The organism is Aidingimonas lacisalsi (genome assembly GCF_008079445.1).
Lineage (GTDB): Bacteria > Pseudomonadota > Gammaproteobacteria > Pseudomonadales > Halomonadaceae > Aidingimonas > Aidingimonas lacisalsi.
This window is the reverse complement of sequence record NZ_VRYH01000001.1, coordinates 616,332-637,348: the sequence shown is the minus strand read 5'-3', so window position 1 is coordinate 637,348 and position 21,017 is coordinate 616,332. Positions and strand designations below refer to the sequence as shown.

22 protein-coding genes are annotated in these 21,017 nt (G+C 59.5%); 16 read left to right on the top strand and 6 right to left on the bottom strand.

All coding sequences use genetic code 11. From position 1 onward, the window contains the following. Positions 1–27: 27 nt before the first annotated feature. The 4 genes from FVV99_RS02920 to hemC are packed head-to-tail and all read right to left on the bottom strand — an operon-like array spanning position 28 to position 4,537. Positions 28–1,251 carry a heme biosynthesis HemY N-terminal domain-containing protein gene (locus FVV99_RS02920; protein WP_148252515.1) on the bottom strand — a complete coding sequence of 408 codons (1,224 nt, stop codon included), beginning with the start codon at positions 1,249–1,251 and terminating at the stop codon, positions 28–30. Then, on the bottom strand, positions 1,248–2,780 hold the full coding sequence (locus tag FVV99_RS02915) for a uroporphyrinogen-III C-methyltransferase (RefSeq protein ID WP_148252514.1): 1,533 nt from the start codon (positions 2,778–2,780) through the stop codon (positions 1,248–1,250). Before FVV99_RS02915 ends, FVV99_RS02920 begins: the two co-directional genes overlap by 4 nt. 6 nt (positions 2,781–2,786) lie before the next feature. Beyond that, positions 2,787–3,596 carry a uroporphyrinogen-III synthase gene (locus tag FVV99_RS02910; RefSeq protein WP_407921326.1) on the bottom strand — a complete coding sequence of 270 codons (810 nt, stop codon included), beginning with the start codon at positions 3,594–3,596 and terminating at the stop codon, positions 2,787–2,789. Beyond that, positions 3,596–4,537 carry a hydroxymethylbilane synthase gene (gene hemC, locus FVV99_RS02905; RefSeq protein WP_148252513.1) on the bottom strand — a complete coding sequence of 314 codons (942 nt, stop codon included), beginning with the start codon at positions 4,535–4,537 and terminating at the stop codon, positions 3,596–3,598. The genes FVV99_RS02910 and hemC overlap by 1 nt, the downstream gene beginning before the upstream one ends. Positions 4,538–4,764: 227 nt before the next feature. Between hemC and argH the strand changes: the two genes are divergently transcribed. From argH to FVV99_RS02870, 7 genes are read left to right on the top strand one after another with little or no spacing between them, the layout of a single operon-like run. After that, positions 4,765–6,171: an argininosuccinate lyase gene (gene argH, locus FVV99_RS02900; RefSeq protein ID WP_148252512.1), complete on the top strand. Its 1,407-nt coding sequence runs from the start codon at positions 4,765–4,767 to the stop codon at positions 6,169–6,171. A 1-nt stretch (position 6,172) separates the two neighbouring features. Next, entirely contained in the window at positions 6,173–6,331 is a 159-nt protein-coding gene (gene lptM, locus FVV99_RS02895; RefSeq protein ID WP_148252511.1) for an LPS translocon maturation chaperone LptM, read from the top strand. 2 nt (positions 6,332–6,333) lie between these two features. Continuing rightward, the gene (gene lysA, locus FVV99_RS02890) at positions 6,334–7,611 is read left to right on the top strand and encodes a diaminopimelate decarboxylase (RefSeq protein ID WP_148252510.1); all 1,278 of its coding nucleotides are present in this window, start codon (positions 6,334–6,336) and stop codon (positions 7,609–7,611) included. Continuing rightward, complete coding sequence (gene dapF / locus FVV99_RS02885; RefSeq protein ID WP_148252509.1) at positions 7,611–8,444, top strand: diaminopimelate epimerase; 834 nt, start codon at positions 7,611–7,613, stop codon at positions 8,442–8,444. Before lysA ends, dapF begins: the two co-directional genes overlap by 1 nt. Positions 8,445–8,478: 34 nt before the next feature. After that, on the top strand, positions 8,479–9,204 hold the full coding sequence (locus FVV99_RS02880; protein WP_148252508.1) for a DUF484 family protein: 726 nt from the start codon (positions 8,479–8,481) through the stop codon (positions 9,202–9,204). Then, positions 9,194–10,117: a tyrosine recombinase XerC gene (locus tag FVV99_RS02875; RefSeq protein ID WP_236645272.1), complete on the top strand. Its 924-nt coding sequence runs from the start codon at positions 9,194–9,196 to the stop codon at positions 10,115–10,117. Before FVV99_RS02880 ends, FVV99_RS02875 begins: the two co-directional genes overlap by 11 nt. A 9-nt stretch (positions 10,118–10,126) precedes the next feature. After that, positions 10,127–10,879, top strand: a complete 753-nt coding sequence (locus tag FVV99_RS02870; RefSeq protein ID WP_148252507.1) for an HAD family hydrolase — start codon at positions 10,127–10,129, stop codon at positions 10,877–10,879. Here the strand turns inward: FVV99_RS02870 and yihA are convergent. Continuing rightward, positions 10,838–11,473: a ribosome biogenesis GTP-binding protein YihA/YsxC gene (yihA, locus tag FVV99_RS02865; RefSeq protein WP_148252506.1), complete on the bottom strand. Its 636-nt coding sequence runs from the start codon at positions 11,471–11,473 to the stop codon at positions 10,838–10,840. The genes FVV99_RS02870 and yihA overlap by 42 nt on opposite strands. A gap of 282 nt (positions 11,474–11,755) precedes the next feature. Here yihA and FVV99_RS02860 point away from each other — a divergent pair, with 282 nt between their 5' ends. The 8 genes from FVV99_RS02860 to dtd all read left to right on the top strand — a co-directional run bounded on the left by FVV99_RS02860 (position 11,756) and on the right by dtd (position 18,339). Continuing rightward, positions 11,756–12,367, top strand: coding sequence for a c-type cytochrome (locus FVV99_RS02860; protein WP_148252505.1), 612 nt, complete (start codon positions 11,756–11,758; stop codon positions 12,365–12,367). A gap of 143 nt (positions 12,368–12,510) precedes the next feature. Beyond that, the gene (locus tag FVV99_RS02855) at positions 12,511–13,140 is read left to right on the top strand and encodes a thiol:disulfide interchange protein DsbA/DsbL (RefSeq protein WP_148252504.1); all 630 of its coding nucleotides are present in this window, start codon (positions 12,511–12,513) and stop codon (positions 13,138–13,140) included. Positions 13,141–13,142: 2 nt separating this feature from the next. After that, on the top strand, positions 13,143–13,955 hold the full coding sequence (locus FVV99_RS02850; RefSeq protein WP_148252503.1) for an endonuclease/exonuclease/phosphatase family protein: 813 nt from the start codon (positions 13,143–13,145) through the stop codon (positions 13,953–13,955). A gap of 101 nt (positions 13,956–14,056) precedes the next feature. Further along, positions 14,057–14,581 (top strand): TRAP transporter small permease subunit, encoded by a 525-nt coding sequence (locus FVV99_RS02845; protein ID WP_148252502.1) that lies wholly within the window; start codon positions 14,057–14,059, stop codon positions 14,579–14,581. Further along, on the top strand, positions 14,581–15,984 hold the full coding sequence (locus FVV99_RS02840; RefSeq protein WP_201745012.1) for a TRAP transporter large permease: 1,404 nt from the start codon (positions 14,581–14,583) through the stop codon (positions 15,982–15,984). The genes FVV99_RS02845 and FVV99_RS02840 overlap by 1 nt, the downstream gene beginning before the upstream one ends. Positions 15,985–16,025: 41 nt before the next feature. Further along, on the top strand, positions 16,026–16,838 hold the full coding sequence (gene thiD / locus FVV99_RS02835; protein WP_148252501.1) for a bifunctional hydroxymethylpyrimidine kinase/phosphomethylpyrimidine kinase: 813 nt from the start codon (positions 16,026–16,028) through the stop codon (positions 16,836–16,838). A 100-nt stretch (positions 16,839–16,938) separates the two neighbouring features. Then, positions 16,939–17,784 (top strand): universal stress protein, encoded by an 846-nt coding sequence (locus tag FVV99_RS02830; RefSeq protein ID WP_148252500.1) that lies wholly within the window; start codon positions 16,939–16,941, stop codon positions 17,782–17,784. A 117-nt stretch (positions 17,785–17,901) separates the two neighbouring features. Beyond that, on the top strand, positions 17,902–18,339 hold the full coding sequence (gene dtd, locus FVV99_RS02825) for a D-aminoacyl-tRNA deacylase (protein ID WP_148252499.1): 438 nt from the start codon (positions 17,902–17,904) through the stop codon (positions 18,337–18,339). A 65-nt stretch (positions 18,340–18,404) separates the two neighbouring features. Here dtd and FVV99_RS02820 read toward each other — a convergent pair whose 3' ends face one another. After that, positions 18,405–20,333, bottom strand: coding sequence for an ABC-F family ATP-binding cassette domain-containing protein (locus tag FVV99_RS02820; protein WP_148252498.1), 1,929 nt, complete (start codon positions 20,331–20,333; stop codon positions 18,405–18,407). A gap of 61 nt (positions 20,334–20,394) precedes the next feature. Here FVV99_RS02820 and FVV99_RS02815 point away from each other — a divergent pair, with 61 nt between their 5' ends. Continuing rightward, the gene (locus tag FVV99_RS02815) at positions 20,395–20,946 is read left to right on the top strand and encodes a TIGR02444 family protein (RefSeq protein ID WP_161598950.1); all 552 of its coding nucleotides are present in this window, start codon (positions 20,395–20,397) and stop codon (positions 20,944–20,946) included. Positions 20,947–21,017: the final 71 nt, after the last annotated feature.

The window sequence follows — 21,017 nt, the reverse complement described above, 5'->3', positions numbered from 1 at the left end:
AACGAGAATGTCGACAGTGACGGTGCGTCACAAATTATCATCGCTGGGCTGAGGCAACGCCGGCAATGATTTATCGAGCAACTCGACGCTCTGCCGGTAGTAAAGCTGGCTCTTGTTGTGCTCACCCAGGTTCGCATAGAGCCGTGCCAGCTCCGCACATACGACCCCACTGGGTCGTTGGCGCTGACTGGTTTCGAAATACTCCTGCGCCTTGCCCCAATAAGCATTGCGCAGGGAAAGACGCCCCAAGGACAGTAGCAGATCCGGATCGTTAGGGCGCTCCTGCAACCATTTCTCGGCGTAGGCCAGTTGTCGACCGGCATCGACATTCAATAATCCATAGCGCAATACCAGACGCGTATCCCAGTGCTCCTTGAGTGAATGCCGTAGTAGACGCTCCGCCAACCCTTCTTCACCGCCACGGATCAAGGCTTCGGTATACAACACCACCAGATCGACGTCGCTGCGCAGATGATCGGGCATATCGGCCCATAGATTACGTACCCGCTCGATATCCTCAGGATGCTGAGACGCCTGCATGAGCAACTCACGGTAGGCTCGTTGTTCCAGCGATTGCTGTTCTTCCTGAGCAATCAACTGCTGGGACGCCAAACGGGGCATCAACCGACGCAAGCCGTCCCAGTCATTGACACTCAAGTAAGCCTGCTTGAGCAGCTTGAGCACTTGAGGATGGTTGGGCAACTGACGGTCAAGTCGCGTCAGCGTCGCCAACGCCTCCTCGAACTGCTGACGATCCAGCATCAACTGTGCCTGCACCATCCCTACCGCGGTATCGGCTCCCTCGGTACTCAAGTGCGCTCGCTTGAGCAACGTATCCGCCTGGTCATAACGCCCCTGATAATGAGCCGCCAGTGCCGCTGACAGATAGTTGACCAACGGTGTGCTGGAGTCATCGGCTGCTTTGACCAAGGATTTTTCCGCCCGCTTCCAACGCCCCTCGGCCAGAGCGACAAGGCCACGCACGGTACGCCGCATGGCATTGCGATGACGTGCTCGGGTATTCCATAGTTTGAAGCGGCTGACCGGGCGGCGTAATCGCGCCAGCACTCGCAAGGCAAAGTGCAGCACCAGGAAGACGACCAGCAGCAATACCAGTCCGAACCAGAACGATGTCTGTACCGAGGTATCGCCGACACGAATCAACCAATACCCCGGCAGAACCTGCATCAGTTGGCCGAAAAGAGCGCCAACGGCCAAGCCGAGGACGATCAGTAGAATCAGCTTTCTCATGCGTCATCCTCCTGATCGTCCGTTGCCCGATCACCACCATCCTCGAAACGACGCTCGATAAATGTCGCGAGCGCCTGCTGGGAACCGCTAATATCGGGAAGTTCGGGGCGTATCACTTCTCCACGTAGTGCCTCGAGCCGATCCAGTACGGACTGAACGCTATCCCGGTCACTGTCGTAATAAGTTTCCACCAGCGTCATTGCCTCATCGAGACTCTCTTCGTAGAGGGCTCCCTCCTCCTTGAGCAAGGCAAGCTGCGCCTGTTCGATCAACAACCGCACGTTCTGCCGCAAGTATGACTCCTGCTCGGGCGAAATCAGCGCCTCTAGTGCCTGATCATGGCGACGGACGGTCACCAAGTCCTTGAGTTCAGCACCGAAATGGGACAGTTGTTGCCGCCAACCGCCTTCAGGCGCCTGGGCATCCTCGCCCTCGACGGCTTGGGCCTCGATATCCTGCTTGAGCGGCAGGTCAGCCAGTTGTTCCTGCTGGGCATTCAATGCGAGATACAAACCGGTACGATCCACTTTCGCGACGGAGTCCAGAGCCGCCAACTCCGAAGCGATCTCACGACGTACGGGAGTGAGCGCCGGGTTATCGGCTTCACGCAGACGCTCATCAGCGGTGCGCAACAGTGCAGCGGCTCCCTCGGCGTCACGCTCCAACTGGAGCCTCTGGTTGGCTAGTCGTAGCAGATACGCGGCTTCAGCGTGTAGCCACTCGCGCTCATCGGTGTCCTGCTCTCGAGAGAGTTCAGCAAGGACATCATCCAGGGTGCCGTTCACCTCGCCGCGGTAATCCTCGAACTCGCTGCGCAACGATTGCAACGCGTCATCCAGTGCCGACTGCCGCTCGCTTGCGCTCTCCTCGAGCCGGGACTCCAGCTCACTGATCGCTTCGGCATTGGTATCCACTTGAGTCAGGCGTTGCTGTTGCTGGTCGAGACGCTGCCAACCCCACCAACCAGCAAGGATGACAGCGACCGCAAGTACGACCACCAATACCAAGGCCACGATGCCGGCCTTGCCGGCACCTCCTCCACTCGTGCCCCCGGTAGCAGCAGTCCCTCCCGCTTTCGACCGGCCACCGCCGCTGGATGACGTACGAGGAGTCGGACCATTCGATGTCGATGATGATTGACTAGTCGACTTGCCAGTGCCTGAGGACGATGTGTCGGGCTGGCTGGACTTACCACGTTGAGACCGTTTCTTTGCTGTCTTGGCGACATTGGCATCGGAGCGTTTACCGGGGGCGGAAGTGCCTGCTGTTCGGCTCGTTTCCTTGTCTTTGCCAGGCGTTGCCTCGGTAGCCGACGACGGCTCATCCGACTCGTGTCTCTGGGCGTTCGAAACGGTTTGCCTGGAAGACGACGGCGTCGCTGTCTCATTGGATTCCGTTGCCGACGGGGAGGACTCATGGGTCGAATCGGGAGATGTCGACGCCGAATCTCTATCCTGCTGGTCCTCGTCAGCCTGCTCCTGACGGGAGGGCGTCTGGTGTTCGTCCTGATCGTGTCGTTGCTTGCTCATCTGTCGCTAGCCCTTTTCAAGATCATCATGATCGACATCGCCCCCTTCCAAGCCACATACCCGAGCGGTCATGGCCGCCAGCTTGGTCGCCGTAGCGCCTGCGGCGACACGCGGGTCGGCGAACCCCAGGTTGACTGCCAGTGTAGCCAAGCGCTGACTGGAAACGATTAGCGGTTGGTTCAACGCCGCGCTACCACACCATCCTGCCAGATGTTCGAGTAGTTCGCCGCTACTCACTATCAGCGCATCGAAGAGACCGTCGCTCAAACAGTCACGCATGGCGCCCTGCGGTGACGTGACAACCCGTCGATAGAGTGCCAGACGAGTCAGCCGGGCGCCACGTGACGTCAGTGTCTCGGTTAACGCCGTGCGCCCCCCGACACCCGCCACCAGCAGCACCTTCTCCTCATCGAGGTGCTGCAACGACGGCAGCGCCAGCAGCGCCTCACTGGTTTCCCGCCGTGGCTGGAACGTATTCGCAGCCACGGGGAGATGAACCTTGACCTGCAACTCCCGACTCAACACCTCCGCCGTCGCGCTGCCAACGGCATAATACTGCGGACCAATCGGCAATTGAGGCCAGTATCGGTCCAGGGCATCAGCCAGACACTCGGCCGCAAACGGACTGACCACGATGATGCGAGAAAAGTGATCGAAATCCAGCCAGCAGGCTCGCATGGCCGGTGTTTCCGGAAGCATTTCCTGATACATCATGTCCAACGGCTCGACGGCCATTCCCCGCGACGACAGGGCCGACGCCAGCACACGCCCGCGTTCACCGGGCCGTGTAATCAGTACCCGAGGCCGGTACATCATCAGGCACTACCATAGACTTCCGCCAGGATCTCGCCAGCCCCTTGGTCAAGGAGGTCATCGGCGACACGTAAACCGAGCGCTTCCGGTTCGCTGGCCGCGCCCCGACCTTCGGCACGCAACACCTGGGTGCCCTCAGGGTTGCCGACCAGGGCCCGGAGCCAGAGAGTGCGCCCATCGTTTTCGAACGTCGCATGTCCACCAATCGGCACCTGACAACCGCCTTCCAGCCGAGTATTCATGGCACGCTCGGCACGCACCCGTGTCGCGGTCCGCGGATCATCCAATGGCGCTAGCATTTCGATCAGATTCGCATCATCGCTACGACACTCGATCCCCAGTGCCCCCTGTCCACACGCCGGCAGACAGACCTCAGGCGGCAATTCCGTCGTGATTCGATCGCCGAGTCCCAGCCGTCGCAGCCCGGAGGTCGCCAGGATGATGGCATCGAATTCACCGTCATCCAGCTTGGACAAACGCGTCTGGACATTGCCGCGCAGCGTCAATACCTCGATATCCGGCCGAGCCTCGCGAACCTGCAATCCTCGGCGCAGGCTCGACGTCCCGACTCGCGCGCCCTCAGGCAACACTTGAAAGGAGGCATGGTGATTGGAGATGAAGGCATCGGTGGGCTCAGCACTGGCGAGAATGACCGATAGCCCCAGACCTTCCGGGAAATGCATGGGAACGTCCTTCATCGAATGGACGGCAATATCGGCCCGTCCATCGAGCATGGCCTCTTCCAGCTCCTTTACGAACAACCCTTTACCGCCCACTTTGGCCAGCGGCGTGTCGAGAATTTTGTCACCACGCGTGGAGATGGCAACCAGTTCCACTTGCAAGCCTGGATGTACCGCCATGAGCCGGTCGCGAACGTGTTCGGCCTGCCACAAAGCGAGACGGCTTTTGCGGGTTGCGATACGCAGGATAGTGTAGGCGGACACGGCTCTCTCCTGTCGGTGAGCGCGGGTCTCGCAAGCCCACGCACAAGATGAAATGAAGGCGCTCCTCGGCCCCCGGTGCTGTTGACATCATAATGCACCGAAGGAAACAGGAAAAATGCGAGTTGCGGCCTTGCTGGTCGCGTGGCCAGCGCCGCCGACTCTGGTACACTGCCAAGTCAATGCCCAAGCATAGACGTTCAGGCCAACAACGCAGGATGTACCGTTTGATGACCCATTCAACCAACCAATCCTGGGGCGGTCGTTTCAGTGAACCTACCGATGCATTCGTCGAGCGATTCACTGCCTCGGTAAACTTCGATCAACGCCTCGCACTTCATGACATCCGGGGATCGATAGCGCATGCCACCATGCTGGCACGTGTCGGAGTGCTCAGCGATGCAGAGCGTGACTCCATCATCAGCGGTCTCGAGGACATTGCCAAGGAAATCGATGCCGGCGACTTCCCGTGGTCGATCGCTCTCGAAGATGTCCACATGAACATTGAAGCGCGCTTGACCGACATGATCGGTGTCACCGGCAAGAAGCTTCATACCGGTCGCTCCCGCAATGACCAGATTGCCACCGATATTCGCCTGTTCCTGCGTGACGAAATCGATTCCATCGATCTGGAGCTTGCCAGATTGCGTCATGGTTTGATCGAGTTGGCGGCCAGGCAGGCAGACACCATCATGCCGGGATTCACCCACCTGCAGAGTGCACAGCCCGTCACTTTCGGTCACCACCTGCTGGCCTGGCAGGAAATGATCACACGCGATCATGAGCGGCTGCGAGATTGCCGCCGGCGCGTCAACATCATGCCGCTGGGGGCCGCTGCGCTGGCCGGTACGACATATCCGGTCGACCGGCATGTCAGCGCTGACTTGTTGGGCTTCGATCGTCCCGCCGACAATTCTCTGGACGCTGTCAGTGATCGCGATTTCGCCATCGAGTTCACGGCCTTCGCCAGCATGCTGTTGATGCACATGTCGCGCATGAGCGAAGAACTGGTCTTATGGACCAGCGCCCAATTCGACTTCATCGACCTGCCCGACCGATTCTGCACGGGCAGTTCGATCATGCCCCAGAAGAAGAACCCGGATGTCCCGGAGCTGGTACGCGGCAAGACGGGGCGCGTCTATGGCCACCTGATGAGCCTGCTGACCCTGATGAAGTCGCAACCGCTGGCCTACAACAAGGACAATCAGGAAGACAAGGAACCCCTGTTCGATACCGTTGATACGGTCAAGGGCGCGTTGCGTGCGTTCGCCGACATGATCCCGGCTGTCGAGGCCAAGACCGACAACATGTACGAGGCAGCCCGTCGCGGCTTTTCGACAGCCACCGACCTGGCCGATTATCTGGTCCGCAAGGGAGTCGCCTTTCGCGATGCGCATGAAATCGTCGGTCAGTCGGTCGCACACGGCATACAGCACGGCAAGGACCTTGCGGAGATGTCACTGGCGGAACTGCAGCAATTTTCCAGCAGCATCGACGCCGATGTCTTCGAGATATTGACTCTGGAAGGCTCGGTGGCCGCCCGCAACCATATCGGTGGGACGGCCCCGGATCAGGTACGTGCTGCGGCGCAGCGCGCGCGTGAGTCGCTGGCCACCATGACTCGGCAGGAGGTCTGACATGCCACGCCTGGGGATATCGCTGCTGATCGCTATACTGCTTGTTACCGCCGGCTGTGGCCAGAAAGGCCCCTTATACCTGCCCGACGACGACGAGGCCGCCGAACGCTACGACCCGCAAGGTAACGACGACAACCAGGACGACGCAGACGGGAACTGAGCATGGATCATTTCGAATACCGGGACGGCGTGATGTATGCCGAGGACGTAGCGCTGGCCGAGATCGCCGAGCGCTTCGATACGCCCTGCTATGTCTACTCCAGGGCGACTCTGGAACGCCACTTCCATGCCTATGCCGATGCCCTGGGTCGTCATCCGCACCTGATCTGCTATGCCGTCAAGGCAAACTCCAACCTGGCGGTGCTGGCGCTGCTGGCCAGGCTCGGCGCGGGCTTCGACATCGTATCCCTAGGTGAGCTCGAGCGTGTCCTGGCAGCCGGTGGCGACCCTGCGAACGTGGTGTTTTCAGGCGTCGCCAAGCGAGACGCGGAAATGGCGCGCGCCCTCGATGTCGGCATCAAGTGCTTCAATGTCGAGTCCCGGGCCGAACTCGAACGCCTGAATGCCGTTGCCGAGCGCCGCGGCCAGACGGCCCCGGTGTCGTTGCGTGTCAACCCGGATGTCGATGCCGGTACGCATCCTTACATCTCGACGGGGCTCAAGGACAACAAATTCGGTATCGCTGTCGATGACGCGTTTGCCGCCTATCAACGAGCTCAGGCCCTACCGAACCTGAAGATAGTGGGTCTGGATTGTCATATTGGATCGCAACTCACCGAGCTGGCTCCCTTCCTCGATGCATTGGACCGGCTGCTGGTGTTGCTGGAACGCTTGGAAACGGTGGGCATCACCATCGATCATCTTGATCTCGGTGGCGGGCTTGGCGTGCCTTATCACGATGAGCGGCCACCGGCGCCGTTTGACTATGCTACCGCACTGCTGACACGGCTCGCCGAACATGGGCGCCAGAGCATGACGCTGCTGTTCGAGCCCGGCCGCTCGATTGCCGCCAATGCTGGGATACTGCTGACGCGGGTCGAATTTCTCAAGCCGGGCGAGACGCGTAACTTCGCGATCGTCGACGCCGCCATGAACGACTTGATTCGTCCATCCCTCTATCAGGCATGGCAGGCCATTCTACCGGTGGATACCACCTTGGCTCGTCAGGCCGCTACCTACGACATCGTTGGGCCGGTTTGCGAAACCGGCGACTTCCTCGGCAAGGATCGCCACCTGGCCATTGCCGATGGCGATCTCCTGCTCGTTCGCTCGGCGGGGGCCTATGGATTCGTGATGGCATCGAATTACAACAGCCGCCCTCGCCCCCCCGAAGTCATGGTCGACGGTAGGCAGGTTCATCTGGTCAGGCAACGGGAAAGCCTCGAATCGCTCTGGGCTGGCGAATCGCTGTTACCGCCAGATGCATCGGGGGCACGCTGATGTTGCTGCACTTCACGAAGATGCACGGCTTGGGTAACGACTTCATGGTGGTCGACCTGGTCACGCAGCGCGCACGCTTGAACAATGACCAGGTACGCCGGTTCGCCGATCGTCATTTCGGCATCGGATTCGATCAACTGCTGATTGTCGAGCCACCCCAGAACCCCGACATGGACTTTCGTTACCGCATCTTCAACGCTGATGGCGGGGAAGTCGAAAACTGTGGCAATGGCGCACGCTGCTTCGCTCGCTTCGTACGGGATCAGCGTCTTACCCACAAGAATGAAATTCATGTCGAAACCTGCGGTGGCCCGCTAACGCTGACCGTCGAGAACGACGATCGTATCACCGTCGATATGGGGATACCGGATTTCACGCCTGCAGCGATCCCTTTCGAAGCCGACGGCGACCATATCTTGCATGTACTGGATGTAAAAGATGAGCGATGGCAGATCGGGGCGCTATCGATCGGTAATCCCCATGCCGTCCTGCAGGTCGAGAATACCGAAACGGCACCGGTCGCCAGTCTGGGGCCAGCGATCGAATCACACCCACGATTCCCTGCGCGCGTCAATGTGGGGTTCCTGCAGCGCCTTTCGCCCCATGAGGCCCGCCTCCGTGTCTTCGAGCGCGGTACGGGTGAAACGATGGCATGCGGTACCGGTGCCTGTGCGGCAGTGGCACATGGCATCCGTCGAGAATTGCTGGTCAGTCCCGTCACCGTGCATCTGCTGGGGGGCGATTTGACCATCACGTGGGACGGCCCCGGTACCCGACTTTTCATGACAGGTCCAGCCGAGCGTGTTTTCGATGGTCGTGTGTACTTGACATGATACCAACCGGCTGACTAACAGGAGGACTCTTTTCATGCCTCGTGCCCAGGCTCCTGAACCGCGCCAGACACTAGATCCTGACCGGGTAGCTCAATGGCTGGCTCGTCATCCCGACTTTTTCGTCGGTCGAGAGGGTTTGTTGCAGCAACTCAAGGTACCGCATCCGGAAGCACAGGGAGTCACGTCGTTGCTCGAACGACTGGTCCATGATCTTCGTCAACGCGCCGAGACTGCCGAAGAGCGACTGGAGCACCTGCTCGATTCGGCACGACACAATGAGGCCCAGTACCGTCGCACACGAGAGCTGGTCCTGGCACTGCTCGAGGCTGAAGACAACGATGCGCTCGCTCAGGCATTGTCCACACAACTGGCTGAACGCTTCCAGACCCCCTCGCTGGCCCTCTGGTGCCCTGACACGCTAACCGATCACGAACCTCATCCTCCCCAGCCACCACGCCATGTGCTGGATAACGCGGTACTTCCCCGCCTGGCAGCATTGCTCGATGGCCGTACCAGCCGCTGCACGCGGATTTCGGTCAGTGACTGGAAACGTCTGTTGCCACATACCACAGTCCCCGAGCAAGGCGGCTCCTGTGTCATCACGAGGCTAGCGCTCAGTGAATCATCGGGATACTTGATACTGGCCAATACCGATCCTGAGCATTTCCGGGCCAGTATGGATACGCTGTTCACCGAGTATCTTGGCGAGGTCCTGGGCCGGCTGATGGTTCGCTTGGGTAGACAGACACATGATGGATGAGCACCCGCTAATTCATGACATCGAGGCATTTCTCACTGCCCTGGCCCGGCAAGCCAGCCCGGCAACGGTCAGTGCCTATCGTCAGGATACAGGCGCACTGGTCGACTTCCTCGTCGATCAAGAAGTAACGGACTGGACGCGACTCGATGCTGACTTGCTGCGCCGTTTCCTCGGCCATGAACGCAGCCGAGGTCTATCGCCTCGCAGTCTGGCGAGACGCCGGTCTGCCATCGCTCGCCTAGCCGACCATCTCATAGAGCGGGGTCATCTCCGTCACAACCCGGTCACCCTGACCCAGGCTCCTCGACAGCCCCGGCACTTGCCCCATCCTGTCGACATCGACCGGCTGCAACGCTTCCTGGACATGCCGCACGATGATTCACCGCTGGCGCGGCGCGACCAGGCCATGATGGAGCTGTTGTATTCCAGCGGGCTGCGACTGGCCGAACTGGCCGCTCTGGACCTGGCCCACCTGCAATCCCAACGAGTGCGGGTCATTGGCAAGGGAGGCAAACCCCGTCAGGTACCGGTCGGCCGTCGTGCCCACGAAGCACTAAACGCCTGGTTGAAGGGGCGCAAGCAACTCGCCGATGAGGGCGAAACGGCACTATTCGTCAGCGCTCGGGGACAACGCCTGAGCCACCGTGCCATCCAGCAGCGGCTGGCAAAGCTAGCCAAGGAACGCGGACTGGCTGAACACCTGCACCCGCATCGCCTACGACACTCTTTTGCCAGCCATTTGCTGGAATCAAGCCAGGACCTGCGCGCTGTCCAGGAGCTGTTAGGTCATGCCAACCTGTCGACGACGCAAGTGTACACCCGCCTCGACTGGCAACACCTGGCAACCAGCTACGATGCGGCTCACCCTCGAGCACGCCGGCGTCAACGCCAAGATGAGGATTCGTTTTCGTGAGGCGACGTGATGGGCATCGATACACTGACCTTCGACCTTGACGATACCCTCTGGGATAACCGTCCGGTCATGGAGCATGCGGAAGCCGGGCACTATACATGGCTGGACGAGTCTCTCGCGGAACGATTTCCCGACCTGCTGTCGGCACGCGGCCGTTACGCAGACCATTTTCCCCTGGCGCGTTATCAAGCACGTCGTCAGGTTATTGCACGACATTACCCAGCACGCCGTAGCGATTTCACCTGGATTCGGCGACACGCGCTGCTCGACAGTCTCACCACTTATGGTCTCTCAGGCCATGATGCACGGCACTGGAGCGACGGCGCCATCGAACGACTGCTGGTACTGCGTCATCAACTGACCCTCTTCGATGGCGTGGAGTCTCTGCTGGCCTCGCTTAACCGGCACTACCGACTAGGGGCGATCACGAATGGCAATGCCGATCTGAGACGCCTGTCACTCGACCATCATTTCGGGGCCATCATCTCCGCCGGGGAAATGCGCATTCCCAAACCGGCGACCGAGCCATTCCTCGTCGCCCTGGAACGGCTTGGCAGCGCACCGGCCACGGCCATGCACATCGGTGACTCCTGGGAAGACGATGTCCTGCCGGCACACCGGCTGGGCATGCACGTCGCCTGGATCGACAACTCCGGAACCGACAATCGCCCCTTGCCCGTGGGCGTGACGCGCTTGACTCATGTCACTCAATTGCCTGAGCTACTGGCCCAGCTCATCCGAGGAGGGCACACGTGTCGATAGCCATTGGTCGAGACGCTTGCGCGCCTGATCGATACCGTCCCGCTTGAGTGCCGAGAACAGTTGCACACTCACCAAGTCATCCCATTCTTGAAGGCGATGACGCACCTGCTGCAACCCTTGCTTGGCGGCACCACTCTTGAGTTTATCCGCTTTGGTCAACAAGATGTGTACTGGCATGTCTCTTTCATCGGCCCACCCCAACATCATTTGGTCGAATTCACTTAATGGGTGGCGAACGTCCATGATGAGCATGAGTCCCTGCAGCGATACGCGACGGTGCAGATAGTCGGCCAGGTGGCGCTGCCACTCCAGCTTGACCGCTTCGGGGACTTTGGCATAACCGTATCCGGGTAAATCCACCAACCGACTGTCATGGTTCCCTTGCAGAGTAAAGAAATTGATCAACTGAGTGCGCCCAGGCGTCTTCGAGGTACGAGCCAACGCCTTCTGGCCTGTCAACGCATTGATGGCACTGGATTTGCCCGCATTCGAACGGCCGGCAAATGCCACCTCGACACCCGTATCGGATGGGCATTGCGCCAGTGTGGGAGCACTGATGAGAAAATCGGCGGTTTGATAATTGAGCGATGACATGGGAAAACTCAAGATCCTGAAAAGCCAACAGGAAGGGAACGAGTACAGCCAAGGCCTCGACTTCGCGTTCCCGGCTGGATTCGTTATAATGCAGAACATTTGAATCCGCTTAAGCCACTTGTTGGTGCACAAGTGATCGGCGGGACGCCAGTGTACCACCGCGTCGTCGATGGCACGAATCCCGCGATAAGAAAGGCGGCGACCAGCCGAGCAGGTAAACTGAGTCTTGTATGAGACCAGTTCACACAACCTCTAATAACCTAACGGCACAATGGACTAGCAATGAGACAGTTACTGGCAAGCCTGGCAATTACCCTGAGCACTCTGGGCATCGCCCATGCCCAAGAAGGTGACCCTTCCGCAGGCGAGGAACTCGCTCAAGGCTGTGTAGCCTGTCATGGCGAGAACGGCATCAGTTCTTCCGGTGATTTCCCAAGCCTGGCTGGCCAGAAGGCCTCTTATCTTGCCAAGCAGATTCTCGACATCCGCGATGGAGAGCGTGAGGTGCCTCAGATGGCTGGACAAGTCGACGATTATTCCGAACAGGATGCCTGGGATGTCGCTGCCTATTATGCCGACATGGAGCCCAATGTCGGAGAGGCCAAGGATGAAGCCGAGCTGCTGGCGCGTGGCAGAGAACTGTATCGTGCCGGCGATGCCTCCAAAGGACTGCCTGCCTGCACCGCATGCCACGGTCCAACCGGCGCCGGCATCGAAAGCGCCGGTTATCCGGCCCTATCCGGTCAGCAACCGGCGTATACGATTGCCACTCTCGAAGCCTTCGCTTCGGGTGAGCGTAGTAACGACGACAACGGTGTCATGCGAGACATCGCCTCCAAGATGAGCGATGAAGACAGGGAAGCCATCGCCAACTACGTGTTCGGGCTACATTGATATCGGGGTCTGCGAATGATGAGCGGAACCCCTGACGGTTTAGCGGCTCCAATGACCGTTAGGTCTGCCCGCCTTCGCTTGCCTGGGTTGCGAGTGATATCTTGGGCAGATACTCGTTTCGTGTCTTCAAGGAGAGTTTCTGCATGTTCAAACCGTTGATGGTCGCCCTCATGGGGTTCACCCTCTCGTCCATGGCCTCCGCCGACCTGGTCAAAGGGGAGGATTACACCGAGCTCGACGAAGCGGTCGAAACATCGGTCGATGATCGCCAAATCGAAGTGACCGAAGCCTTCTGGTATGGCTGCCCGCACTGCTACAACCTGGAAGATCCTCTCAATGAGTGGGTTGCCGAGCAGCCGGACGACGTCGTGTTCACGCGTACGCCTGCCACCATGGGAGGTGACTGGAACAAGCATGCCGCCGCTTTCTATGCTGCACAAGAGCTGGGGATCCTGGACGATCTGCACGATGACTTTTTCACCGCCATTCATGAAAACGATCGTTCGCTGACGGAAGCGGACGATATCGCGGATTTCTTCAGCGATTACGGGGTAAGCGAAGAGGAAGCACGCAATGCGTTAAGCTCGTTCGAGGTCAAGAGCCAAGTCAATCGCGCTCACGCACGCATGCGCGCTTATCAGTTGACGGGGGTGCCTGCGCTGGTCGTTGACGGTCGTTATGTCATCACCCCTTCCAGTGCCGGCGGACTGGACGCCATGCCCGACATTGCCGGCGCGTTAGTCGAAAAGGTACGTGAGGAGCGGGGCGAATAAGCATGTCCAGGGCCGAGGCTGCCGTGTCGACACGACAGTGCGATCATCTGCGACTGTTGACCTTCAACCTGCAAGTCGGCATCCAGACCTCGGCCTATCACCACTATGTCACGCGCAGCTGGCAACACCTGTTGCCACACCCGAGGCGACTCGGCCGTCTCGATCTGGTCAGCGAAGTCCTCACCCCATTCGATATCGTTGGACTTCAGGAAGTCGATGGCGGCAGCTTCCGCTCAGGCAATGTCAACCAGGTGGAATACCTGGCAAGACATGCCGGTTTCCCGCACCATTACCAGCAACTCAATCGCAACTTGGGACGAGTCGCGCAACATAGCAACGGGCTGCTCTCCCGACTCCGACCAACACATATCGAAGAGCATAGCTTACCCGGCACGCTGCCAGGACGTGGGGCGATTCATGCACGTTTTGGCGATGGTGAGGCAGCCTTGCATCTCTTCGTGGCCCACTTGGCGCTCAGTCATCGCGGTCGTGTACGCCAACTCGATTATCTCAGTGAATTGATCCAGCCGCTACAGCATGTCGTGGTCATGGGGGATCTGAATTGCACGCCGGAGCAGTTGCATTCCCATCCACGCTTTTGCGCCTCCCTACCGCTGCATCCGGTACGCCCAGCGCTGAGTTATCCGTCCTGGCAGCCTCGCCGAGCACTGGATCATATCCTGCTGTCCGAGTCACTAGTGGCCGATGACATCCAGGTCCTGGATCAGCTGTTTTCCGACCATCTGCCGATTGCCATCAACATCCGGCTGCCTGAAGCCTGTCAGACCTGGCTCCCAAGGGCGCATAAACCCTGATTAGCGGCATCGCAGGTAACCAGCAGGGGATGACGTAAGCCGTGTGATCAGCGATGATGCGCCTCCTGTTGTCATCAAAGAGTCACGTCAAGGAACGCGAAATGCATGCTCCCGCCTTGCTGGCCCGACTCGACGCTCTGACTGAGAGACTAGGGCGCACCGTGTCATGGCTACTGCTGATCATGATGCTGGTCCAGTTCGCAATCGTCATCCTGCGCTATGCCTTCAGCATCAATAGCATCGCCGCCCAGGAATCCGTCATGTTCCTGCATGCCATCGTCTTCATGTTGGCCGCAGGGTATACCCTGAAGCACGATGGCCATGTGCGTGTAGATATTTTCTACCGCCGGCTATCCCGACGTGGGCGGGCCTGGATCGACCTGCTCGGCACCCTGCTACTGCTGTTTCCGGTCTTGATTTTCATTGCGGCAAGCAGCCTGGGTTATGTCACCAAGAGTTGGGCCATCGTTGAGCGATCCGCTGATAGTGGGCTCCCCAGTGTCTTCCTGCTCAAGAGTCTGATCCTGGTCATGGTGTCATTGCTGCTCTTGCAAGGTCTCGCCCAGGTCATTCGCCAGATACTGATTCTGCGCGGTTCCCAGACAGGAACAGGAGACACCCGCTAGTGCTCGATTTCATGCCTCTATTCCTGTTTGTTGCCGTCTGTGCGGTATTGATGTGCGGCTATCCCGTCGCACTGTCATTAGCCGGCACGGCCTTGGCATTCGCGGGCCTGGGCCTGGGGCTCGACAGCTTGAACGTCGCGGTCCCCTTCGACCCGAGCCTGATGGCCGCCATGCCCAACCGTTTATACGGCATCATGACCAACCAGACACTGCTCGCCGTTCCCCTGTTCATCCTGATGGGTGTGCTGCTGGAAAAATCGCGTGTTGCCGAAACGCTGCTCGATGCCATGACGCTGCTGCTCGGCAACCTGCGAGGTGGGCTAGGCATTGCTGTCACCCTGGTGGGCATGCTGATGGCAGCCTCCACGGGTATCGTCGGAGCCACGGTAGTGACCATGGGGTTGCTATCGCTGCCGACCATGATGAAGCGTGGCTACTCCTCGGCATTGGCGACGGGCACCATCTGCGCGACAGGCACGCTGGGCCAGATCATTCCACCTTCGATCGCACTGATATTGCTGGGTGATGTCTTGTCCAATGCCTATCAGGAAGCCCAGTTGACCATGGGCATCTTCAGCCCCAAGACCGTTTCTGTCGGTGACCTGTTCATGGGTGCTCTTATCCCTGGTTTGCTCCTGGTGGCTCTCTATGCGGGATATATCCTGATAGTGGCATGGCGACGACCGGAACTCGCCCCACTGAGCGATCGCCAGACGCTGATGGACGACCTGGGACATACCGGCAGCTTGTGGGTATTGCTGCTCAAGGGTCTACTTCCGCCTGTGGCACTGATCATTGCCGTACTGGGCTCAATACTCGGCGGACTCGCAACCCCCACCGAAGCGTCGTCGGTCGGGGCGTTTGGCGCGCTGCTTCTGGCGTTGGCCAAGCGGCGACTCGACTTGCCGACCCTTAGCTCAGCGTTGCACAGCACGGCCCGGGTCACCAGTATGGTTTTCCTCATCCTGATCGGTGCCACGCTGTTCTCACTGGTATTCCGCGCCTATGGCGGCGAAGAACTCGTCGCCGAACTGTTCGACGCCATGCCGGGAGGCGTGGTCGGTGCCACTCTCATTACCATGTTGGTGATCTTTCTGCTTGGTTTCATACTCGACTTTATCGAGATCACCTTCGTTGTCGTCCCCATCATCGGACCAGCGCTACTCGCCATGGGCCTGGATCCGGTCTGGCTGGGCATCATGATCGCCATCAACCTGCAGACATCCTTTCTGACACCGCCTTTCGGCTTCGCGCTGTTCTATCTCCGCGGCGTCACCCCGGATCACATCCCGACATCCGCCATTTACCGCGGCGTTGTTCCTTTCATTCTGCTACAACTTGCCATGCTCGTCGCCTTGGCTGGTTTCCCGCAACTGGCCACCTGGTTACCGGCGGTGCTATAGCCTAAGGCAGGCATGACGCAACACTCTGAGCGAGACCCAAGATGAATACCCCGAACCCTATCGCCAATGTCCTGACCATCGCCGGCTCCGACCCATGTGGCGGCGCCGGTATCCAGGCCGACCTCAAGACCTTTTCCGCGCTGGGTACCTACGGCACCAGCGTCATCACGGCACTCACCGCCCAAAGCACGGCGGGTGTCACCGGTGTGCACGCCGTGCCCACCGATTTCATCGCCGCTCAACTCGATACGTTAATGGATGACGTACACCTCGACGGTGTCAAAATCGGCATGGTTGCCAGTCGTGACGTCGCCATGACGATCCGTGAATGCCTGGAGCGGCATCGGCCACGCTGGATCGTGCTCGACCCGGTCATGGTTGCCAAGAGCGGTGACGTGCTGGTCGATGATGCCGGTATTCATGCGGTTCGCGAGATATTGGTTCCTCTAGCCGACCTGATCACACCCAACTTGCCCGAAGCCGCCGTGCTCCTGAACAGCGACACACCTCAAGATCGCGCAGCGATGGAAGAGTTGCTGCCCCGATTGACACACCTTGGCGCCACCAACGTGTTGCTCAAGGGCGGCCATCTGCAAGGTGATCGTTGCCCCGACCTACTGGGTGGCGATACACCCATGCAATGGCTGGATCTGCCGCGGATCCCGACCGACAATCTACATGGAACCGGATGCACGCTTTCCTCAGCCATCACGGCTTATCTGGCTCGCGGCCATCTCCTTCCGGATGCCGTCGCCGATGCCAAGCGCTGGCTAAGTGATGCGCTGACAGCGAGTGAATGCCTGCATGTCGGCAAGGGGCATGGACCGGTCCACCACTTTCACGCCTGGTGGTAGCCGGAAAGTCAGGTTCGTTCTTGCAGGTCCCGCAGTCTGGCACCATGCTGAAGAGTGCCTGATGGTGTCATCGACTCCATTGCGAAGGGAGGGAACTGTCATGACCCGCACCCTGCTATTCGCCTGCGACTTGTCGCCGGAAAACCGTGCTGCCTATGCCCGTGCCATACGACTGGCAGACGAGAATGGCCTGCGTCTCGATGTCATTCATGTCCTGGACCCACACCTGCCTCGGATAGCATTGCGGGACCTGGAGCAGGCCGTAGTGACCGAGATGACCGCCATGATGACCGACATTCGCGAGGACTATGCACTCGCTGCCCCACCGTGCTTGATCCAGACCGTCGCCGGTACGCCCTATGCCGAGATCATCCGTGAGGCACACGAACGCAATGCCGACATGATCGTCCTCGGCGCTCACCGTAAGCGCGGTCAGCCCGACCTGGTTGCCGGTACGACACTGGCTAGAGTCTTGCGGGGTGCCCCTTGCCCGATACTTTCGGTCAGTCACCTGGCCACTCAGGACTGGAACGAGATACTGGTTCCCATCGATTTCTCTCTCACCTGCCGCCACACCTTGCGCGAGACGCTAAAGCGCTTTCCCGATGCCCATCTGACATTGCTACACGCCTGGGAGCTCCCCGGTGAGCGCGAACTCGGCTCCGATGGCGACTATGCCCGCTGGCGCGACCAACAGGTAGAACACCTGCGTATACAGCTGGAAAGCGAGGTCGAACGCTTGATGAGCGAACTGGATGCTGTACCCGACGTGGAACTCAAGCTGGAACAGGGCGACCCACCCGAGGTATTGATGGGGCGTCTGCGCCAACAGCCACCCGACCTGCTGGCATTGGGCTGTCGGGGCCAGATGGGCAGGCAGAGCCCATTGACCGAGCAACTGCTCTCCGAACCCCACTGCGACATCATGGTATGCCGTGCCTGGTAAGACGGTAACGGCCATGTGACGGCGCTGCCATACCGGCTTGGCGATCACAAGCAGAACATCGGCACGGGGACGGCATGCTAACCTGTCTCTTTTCCGACGTGGTAAAAGGGGCGATCCGTGAAAGCATTGATTCAACGTGTTGGGCGAGCCTGTGTCGAAGTACGAGGTGAAACCGTTGGCACCATCGATCACGGCCTTCTGGCTCTGATCGGTATCGAGCAGGACGATACCGAAGCACATGCCGACAAACTGCTCCATAAGCTGTTGCATTATCGCGTGTTCAGTGATGACGACGGCAAGATGAACCTGAACCTCCAGCAGGTGGAAGGTGGTCTCATGCTGGTCTCACAATTCACGCTGGCGGCCGATACCCGTAAGGGACTGCGCCCCGGTTTTTCCAGGGCAGCTCCCCCCGTGCAGGGAAAACAAATGTTCACTTACCTGCTAGAGCGTGCGACAGAGGCCTGGACACATGTAGCCAGCGGAGAGTATGGCGCCGACATGCAAGTATCATTGATCAATGATGGGCCAGTGACTTTCCTGCTGGAAACATGAACGCCAGACGAACGCCTCGGGCTCGTTGCCTGCCTGCACGGGCCCGTACATGTCGTGTCCGATACCTATGACTGGAGAGCCTGCTCCAGTTGTTCCAGCTCCTCTTCGGCAGCCAGCCATTCCTGCTCCAACGCGGCCAACCGGGATTTGAGATCGCCCTGACGCGCCAATGTATCGGTCAGCTCATCCTTGCGTGCCTCATCGGTGTAAAGTTCAGCATCGGCCAATTGCTCTTCGACCTCCTCGAGCAACGCTTCCGTCTCCGTCATCCGGCGCTCGATCCTGTCGCGTTCACGCTTGAGGGGCCGCATTCTGTCACGGCGCTCGGCTGCAGCGCGACGTTCCGCCTTGCGATCGATGCGAGGGGACGACGTTTCACGCTTTTCGGTGCGTGATTCACGCCGCACGTCTTCGAGACGGGCCTTGAGCCAGGCCCGGTAATCTTCCAGATCGCCATCGAATGGCGTGACGCGATGATCAGCGACGCGCCAGAACTCGTCGACTGTGGCACGCAATAGATGCCTATCGTGAGACACGATGATGACAGTGCCCTCGAAACTGGCCAGGGCTTCAGTCAGCGCCTCGCGCATTTCCAGATCCAGATGGTTGGTCGGCTCATCCAACAACAAGAGGTTGGGTTTTTGCCACGCCACCAATGCCAACGCCAAGCGTGCCTTCTCACCGCCCGAAAACTTGCCGACCTCGCCGAACGCATCATCCCCATGGAAGCCGAAGCCACCCAGGAAATTGCGAATCGACTGATCGCTCTCTGCGGGTGACAAGCGCTGCACATGGAGAAATGGCGTGGCGGCGAGGTCGAGACCTTCTATCTGGTGCTGGGCAAAATACCCGATTGCCAGATTCTCACCCGGCACCCGCTTGCCGGCCAGCAACGCTAACTCGCCCGTCAACGACTTGATGAGCGTCGTCTTGCCGGCCCCGTTGGGCCCCAGCAGGCCGATCCGTTGGCCCGGCATCAAGGCCAGTCGGACCTCCTCGAGTTGCACGTGCGTTTCGCTCTCGGTGGCATACCCCAGTTGAGCCTCATCCAGCACCAGCAACGGATTCGAGGTCTTGTCGGCTGCCGGCAAGGTGAAATGAAACGGGGAATCGACATGGGCGACGGCAATGGTTTCCATGCGTTCGAGCATCTTCAAACGGCTCTGGGCCTGACGCGCCTTGGTCGCCTTGTAGCGGAAACGCGCCACGAAACGTTCGATCTCCTCACGCCGAGCTTGCTGTTTGGCAGCCTCGGCTTGCTGCTGGGCCAGCTTTTCGGCGCGGGTACGCTCGAACAGGGTATAATTGCCTCGATAGGTCACCAACCGCCCATGGTCGAAATGCACGATGTGATCGCATACCGCATCCAGGAAGTCACGATCGTGCGATATCAGCAGCAACGTGCCCGGGTAACGGATCAACCACTGCTCTAGCCATAGCAGCGCATCCAGATCGAGGTGGTTGGTCGGTTCGTCGAGCAGCAGCAGATCCGACGGCATGAACAACGTTCGCGCCAAGTTGACACGCATCCGCCAGCCACCGGAAAAATCCGCCAAAGGTCGCTCTAGATCGGTCTGCAGGAAGCCCAGACCAACCAGCATCTGTGAAGCCCTGGCACGCGCACTGTAACCGTTCAGGGATTCGATGCGTCCATGCAATTCCGCCTCACGATGGGCATTGCCGTCAGTCTGGGCCCGTGCCAGCGCGCGTTCCGTCTCACGCAGTTCATGATCACCATCGAGAACATACTCAACGATCGCGCGATCCAGTGTGGCCACTTCCTGATCCATGTGGGCGATCCGCTGCCCCCCGGACATTTCGACCTCGCCCTTGTCGGGTGTCAATTCACCGAGCAACAACTGGAACAGGCTCGACTTGCCGGCCCCGTTGGGGCCGACGATCCCCGCTTTGTGACCGTCATGGAGCGTCAGTTCGGCATCCTCGAACAGGGTCAAGGTGCCACGTTGCAGTGAGAGTTGGCGCAATGCGATCATGCAGGCTCCGTTTCGAGCGAAAAGTGATGCCGCCGTCGAGCCGACGACGGGGAGGCAACCCGTGAATTCTACCTCATTGTCCCGGTCACTGCGGACCCATCCTCTGTGGGACTTTGCGCTGGCGCTCTATGCCACCGACGATATCGAGCCATGCTGCCTGACTCTGCAGGACGCCGCAGGTGCGGACGTCTGCGAGCTGCTGTGGCTGTGCTGGCTGGACCGACACGGCGCGACCGTGACGGACGATGTCGATGCCATACTGGAGACGGTTCGACAATGGCAAACGGACATGACACGCCCACTGCGATACCGTCGCCGGACGCTCAAGGCAGCGGTACCGTCGTCTCCATCACTCGACTCGTTGCGGCAAGCTCTCAAACACGCTGAACGACTCGCCGAGCAAGAAGCCCTGTCTCGCCTTCAGACCCTTGCCGAAAACGGATGCGGCATACGTCCTTTGCATCATCGAGACCTCCCCCTGTCCGCGCGCCTGCAATGCCTTCTCCCTAATGTTGAATCACCACTGTCCGAACCGTTCATGAACGCATTGACGACACTGGCGGCGGCCAGCACCGCCTTGACCCTACCCCCATCCCGCGCTAGCCTCAGTTGAGTAAAGGGTACTGATTTTCCTGTATTTCAGCCGCGGGATGCGGCTGAATGTTTCGCAACAATGTTAAGGGG

What these genes read in the sequence shown, in the direction of transcription:
- FVV99_RS02920 (WP_148252515.1), bottom strand. Translation starts at nt 1,251, where the DNA reads ATGAGAAAGCTGATTCTACTGATCGTCCTCGGCTTGGCCGTTGGCGCT.
- FVV99_RS02915 (WP_148252514.1), bottom strand. Translation starts at nt 2,780, where the DNA reads ATGAGCAAGCAACGACACGATCAGGACGAACACCAGACGCCCTCCCGT.
- FVV99_RS02910 (WP_407921326.1), bottom strand. Translation starts at nt 3,596, where the DNA reads ATGATGTACCGGCCTCGGGTACTGATTACACGGCCCGGTGAACGCGGG.
- argH (WP_148252512.1), top strand. Translation starts at nt 4,765, where the DNA reads ATGACCCATTCAACCAACCAATCCTGGGGCGGTCGTTTCAGTGAACCT.
- lptM (WP_148252511.1), top strand. Translation starts at nt 6,173, where the DNA reads ATGCCACGCCTGGGGATATCGCTGCTGATCGCTATACTGCTTGTTACC.
- lysA (WP_148252510.1), top strand. Translation starts at nt 6,334, where the DNA reads ATGGATCATTTCGAATACCGGGACGGCGTGATGTATGCCGAGGACGTA.
- dapF (WP_148252509.1), top strand. Translation starts at nt 7,611, where the DNA reads ATGTTGCTGCACTTCACGAAGATGCACGGCTTGGGTAACGACTTCATG.
- FVV99_RS02880 (WP_148252508.1), top strand. Translation starts at nt 8,479, where the DNA reads ATGCCTCGTGCCCAGGCTCCTGAACCGCGCCAGACACTAGATCCTGAC.
- FVV99_RS02875 (WP_236645272.1), top strand. Translation starts at nt 9,194, where the DNA reads ATGATGGATGAGCACCCGCTAATTCATGACATCGAGGCATTTCTCACT.
- FVV99_RS02870 (WP_148252507.1), top strand. Translation starts at nt 10,127, where the DNA reads ATGGGCATCGATACACTGACCTTCGACCTTGACGATACCCTCTGGGAT.
- yihA (WP_148252506.1), bottom strand. Translation starts at nt 11,473, where the DNA reads ATGTCATCGCTCAATTATCAAACCGCCGATTTTCTCATCAGTGCTCCC.
- FVV99_RS02860 (WP_148252505.1), top strand. Translation starts at nt 11,756, where the DNA reads ATGAGACAGTTACTGGCAAGCCTGGCAATTACCCTGAGCACTCTGGGC.
- FVV99_RS02855 (WP_148252504.1), top strand. Translation starts at nt 12,511, where the DNA reads ATGTTCAAACCGTTGATGGTCGCCCTCATGGGGTTCACCCTCTCGTCC.
- FVV99_RS02850 (WP_148252503.1), top strand. Translation starts at nt 13,143, where the DNA reads ATGTCCAGGGCCGAGGCTGCCGTGTCGACACGACAGTGCGATCATCTG.
- FVV99_RS02845 (WP_148252502.1), top strand. Translation starts at nt 14,057, where the DNA reads ATGCATGCTCCCGCCTTGCTGGCCCGACTCGACGCTCTGACTGAGAGA.
- thiD (WP_148252501.1), top strand. Translation starts at nt 16,026, where the DNA reads ATGAATACCCCGAACCCTATCGCCAATGTCCTGACCATCGCCGGCTCC.
- FVV99_RS02830 (WP_148252500.1), top strand. Translation starts at nt 16,939, where the DNA reads ATGACCCGCACCCTGCTATTCGCCTGCGACTTGTCGCCGGAAAACCGT.
- FVV99_RS02820 (WP_148252498.1), bottom strand. Translation starts at nt 20,333, where the DNA reads ATGATCGCATTGCGCCAACTCTCACTGCAACGTGGCACCTTGACCCTG.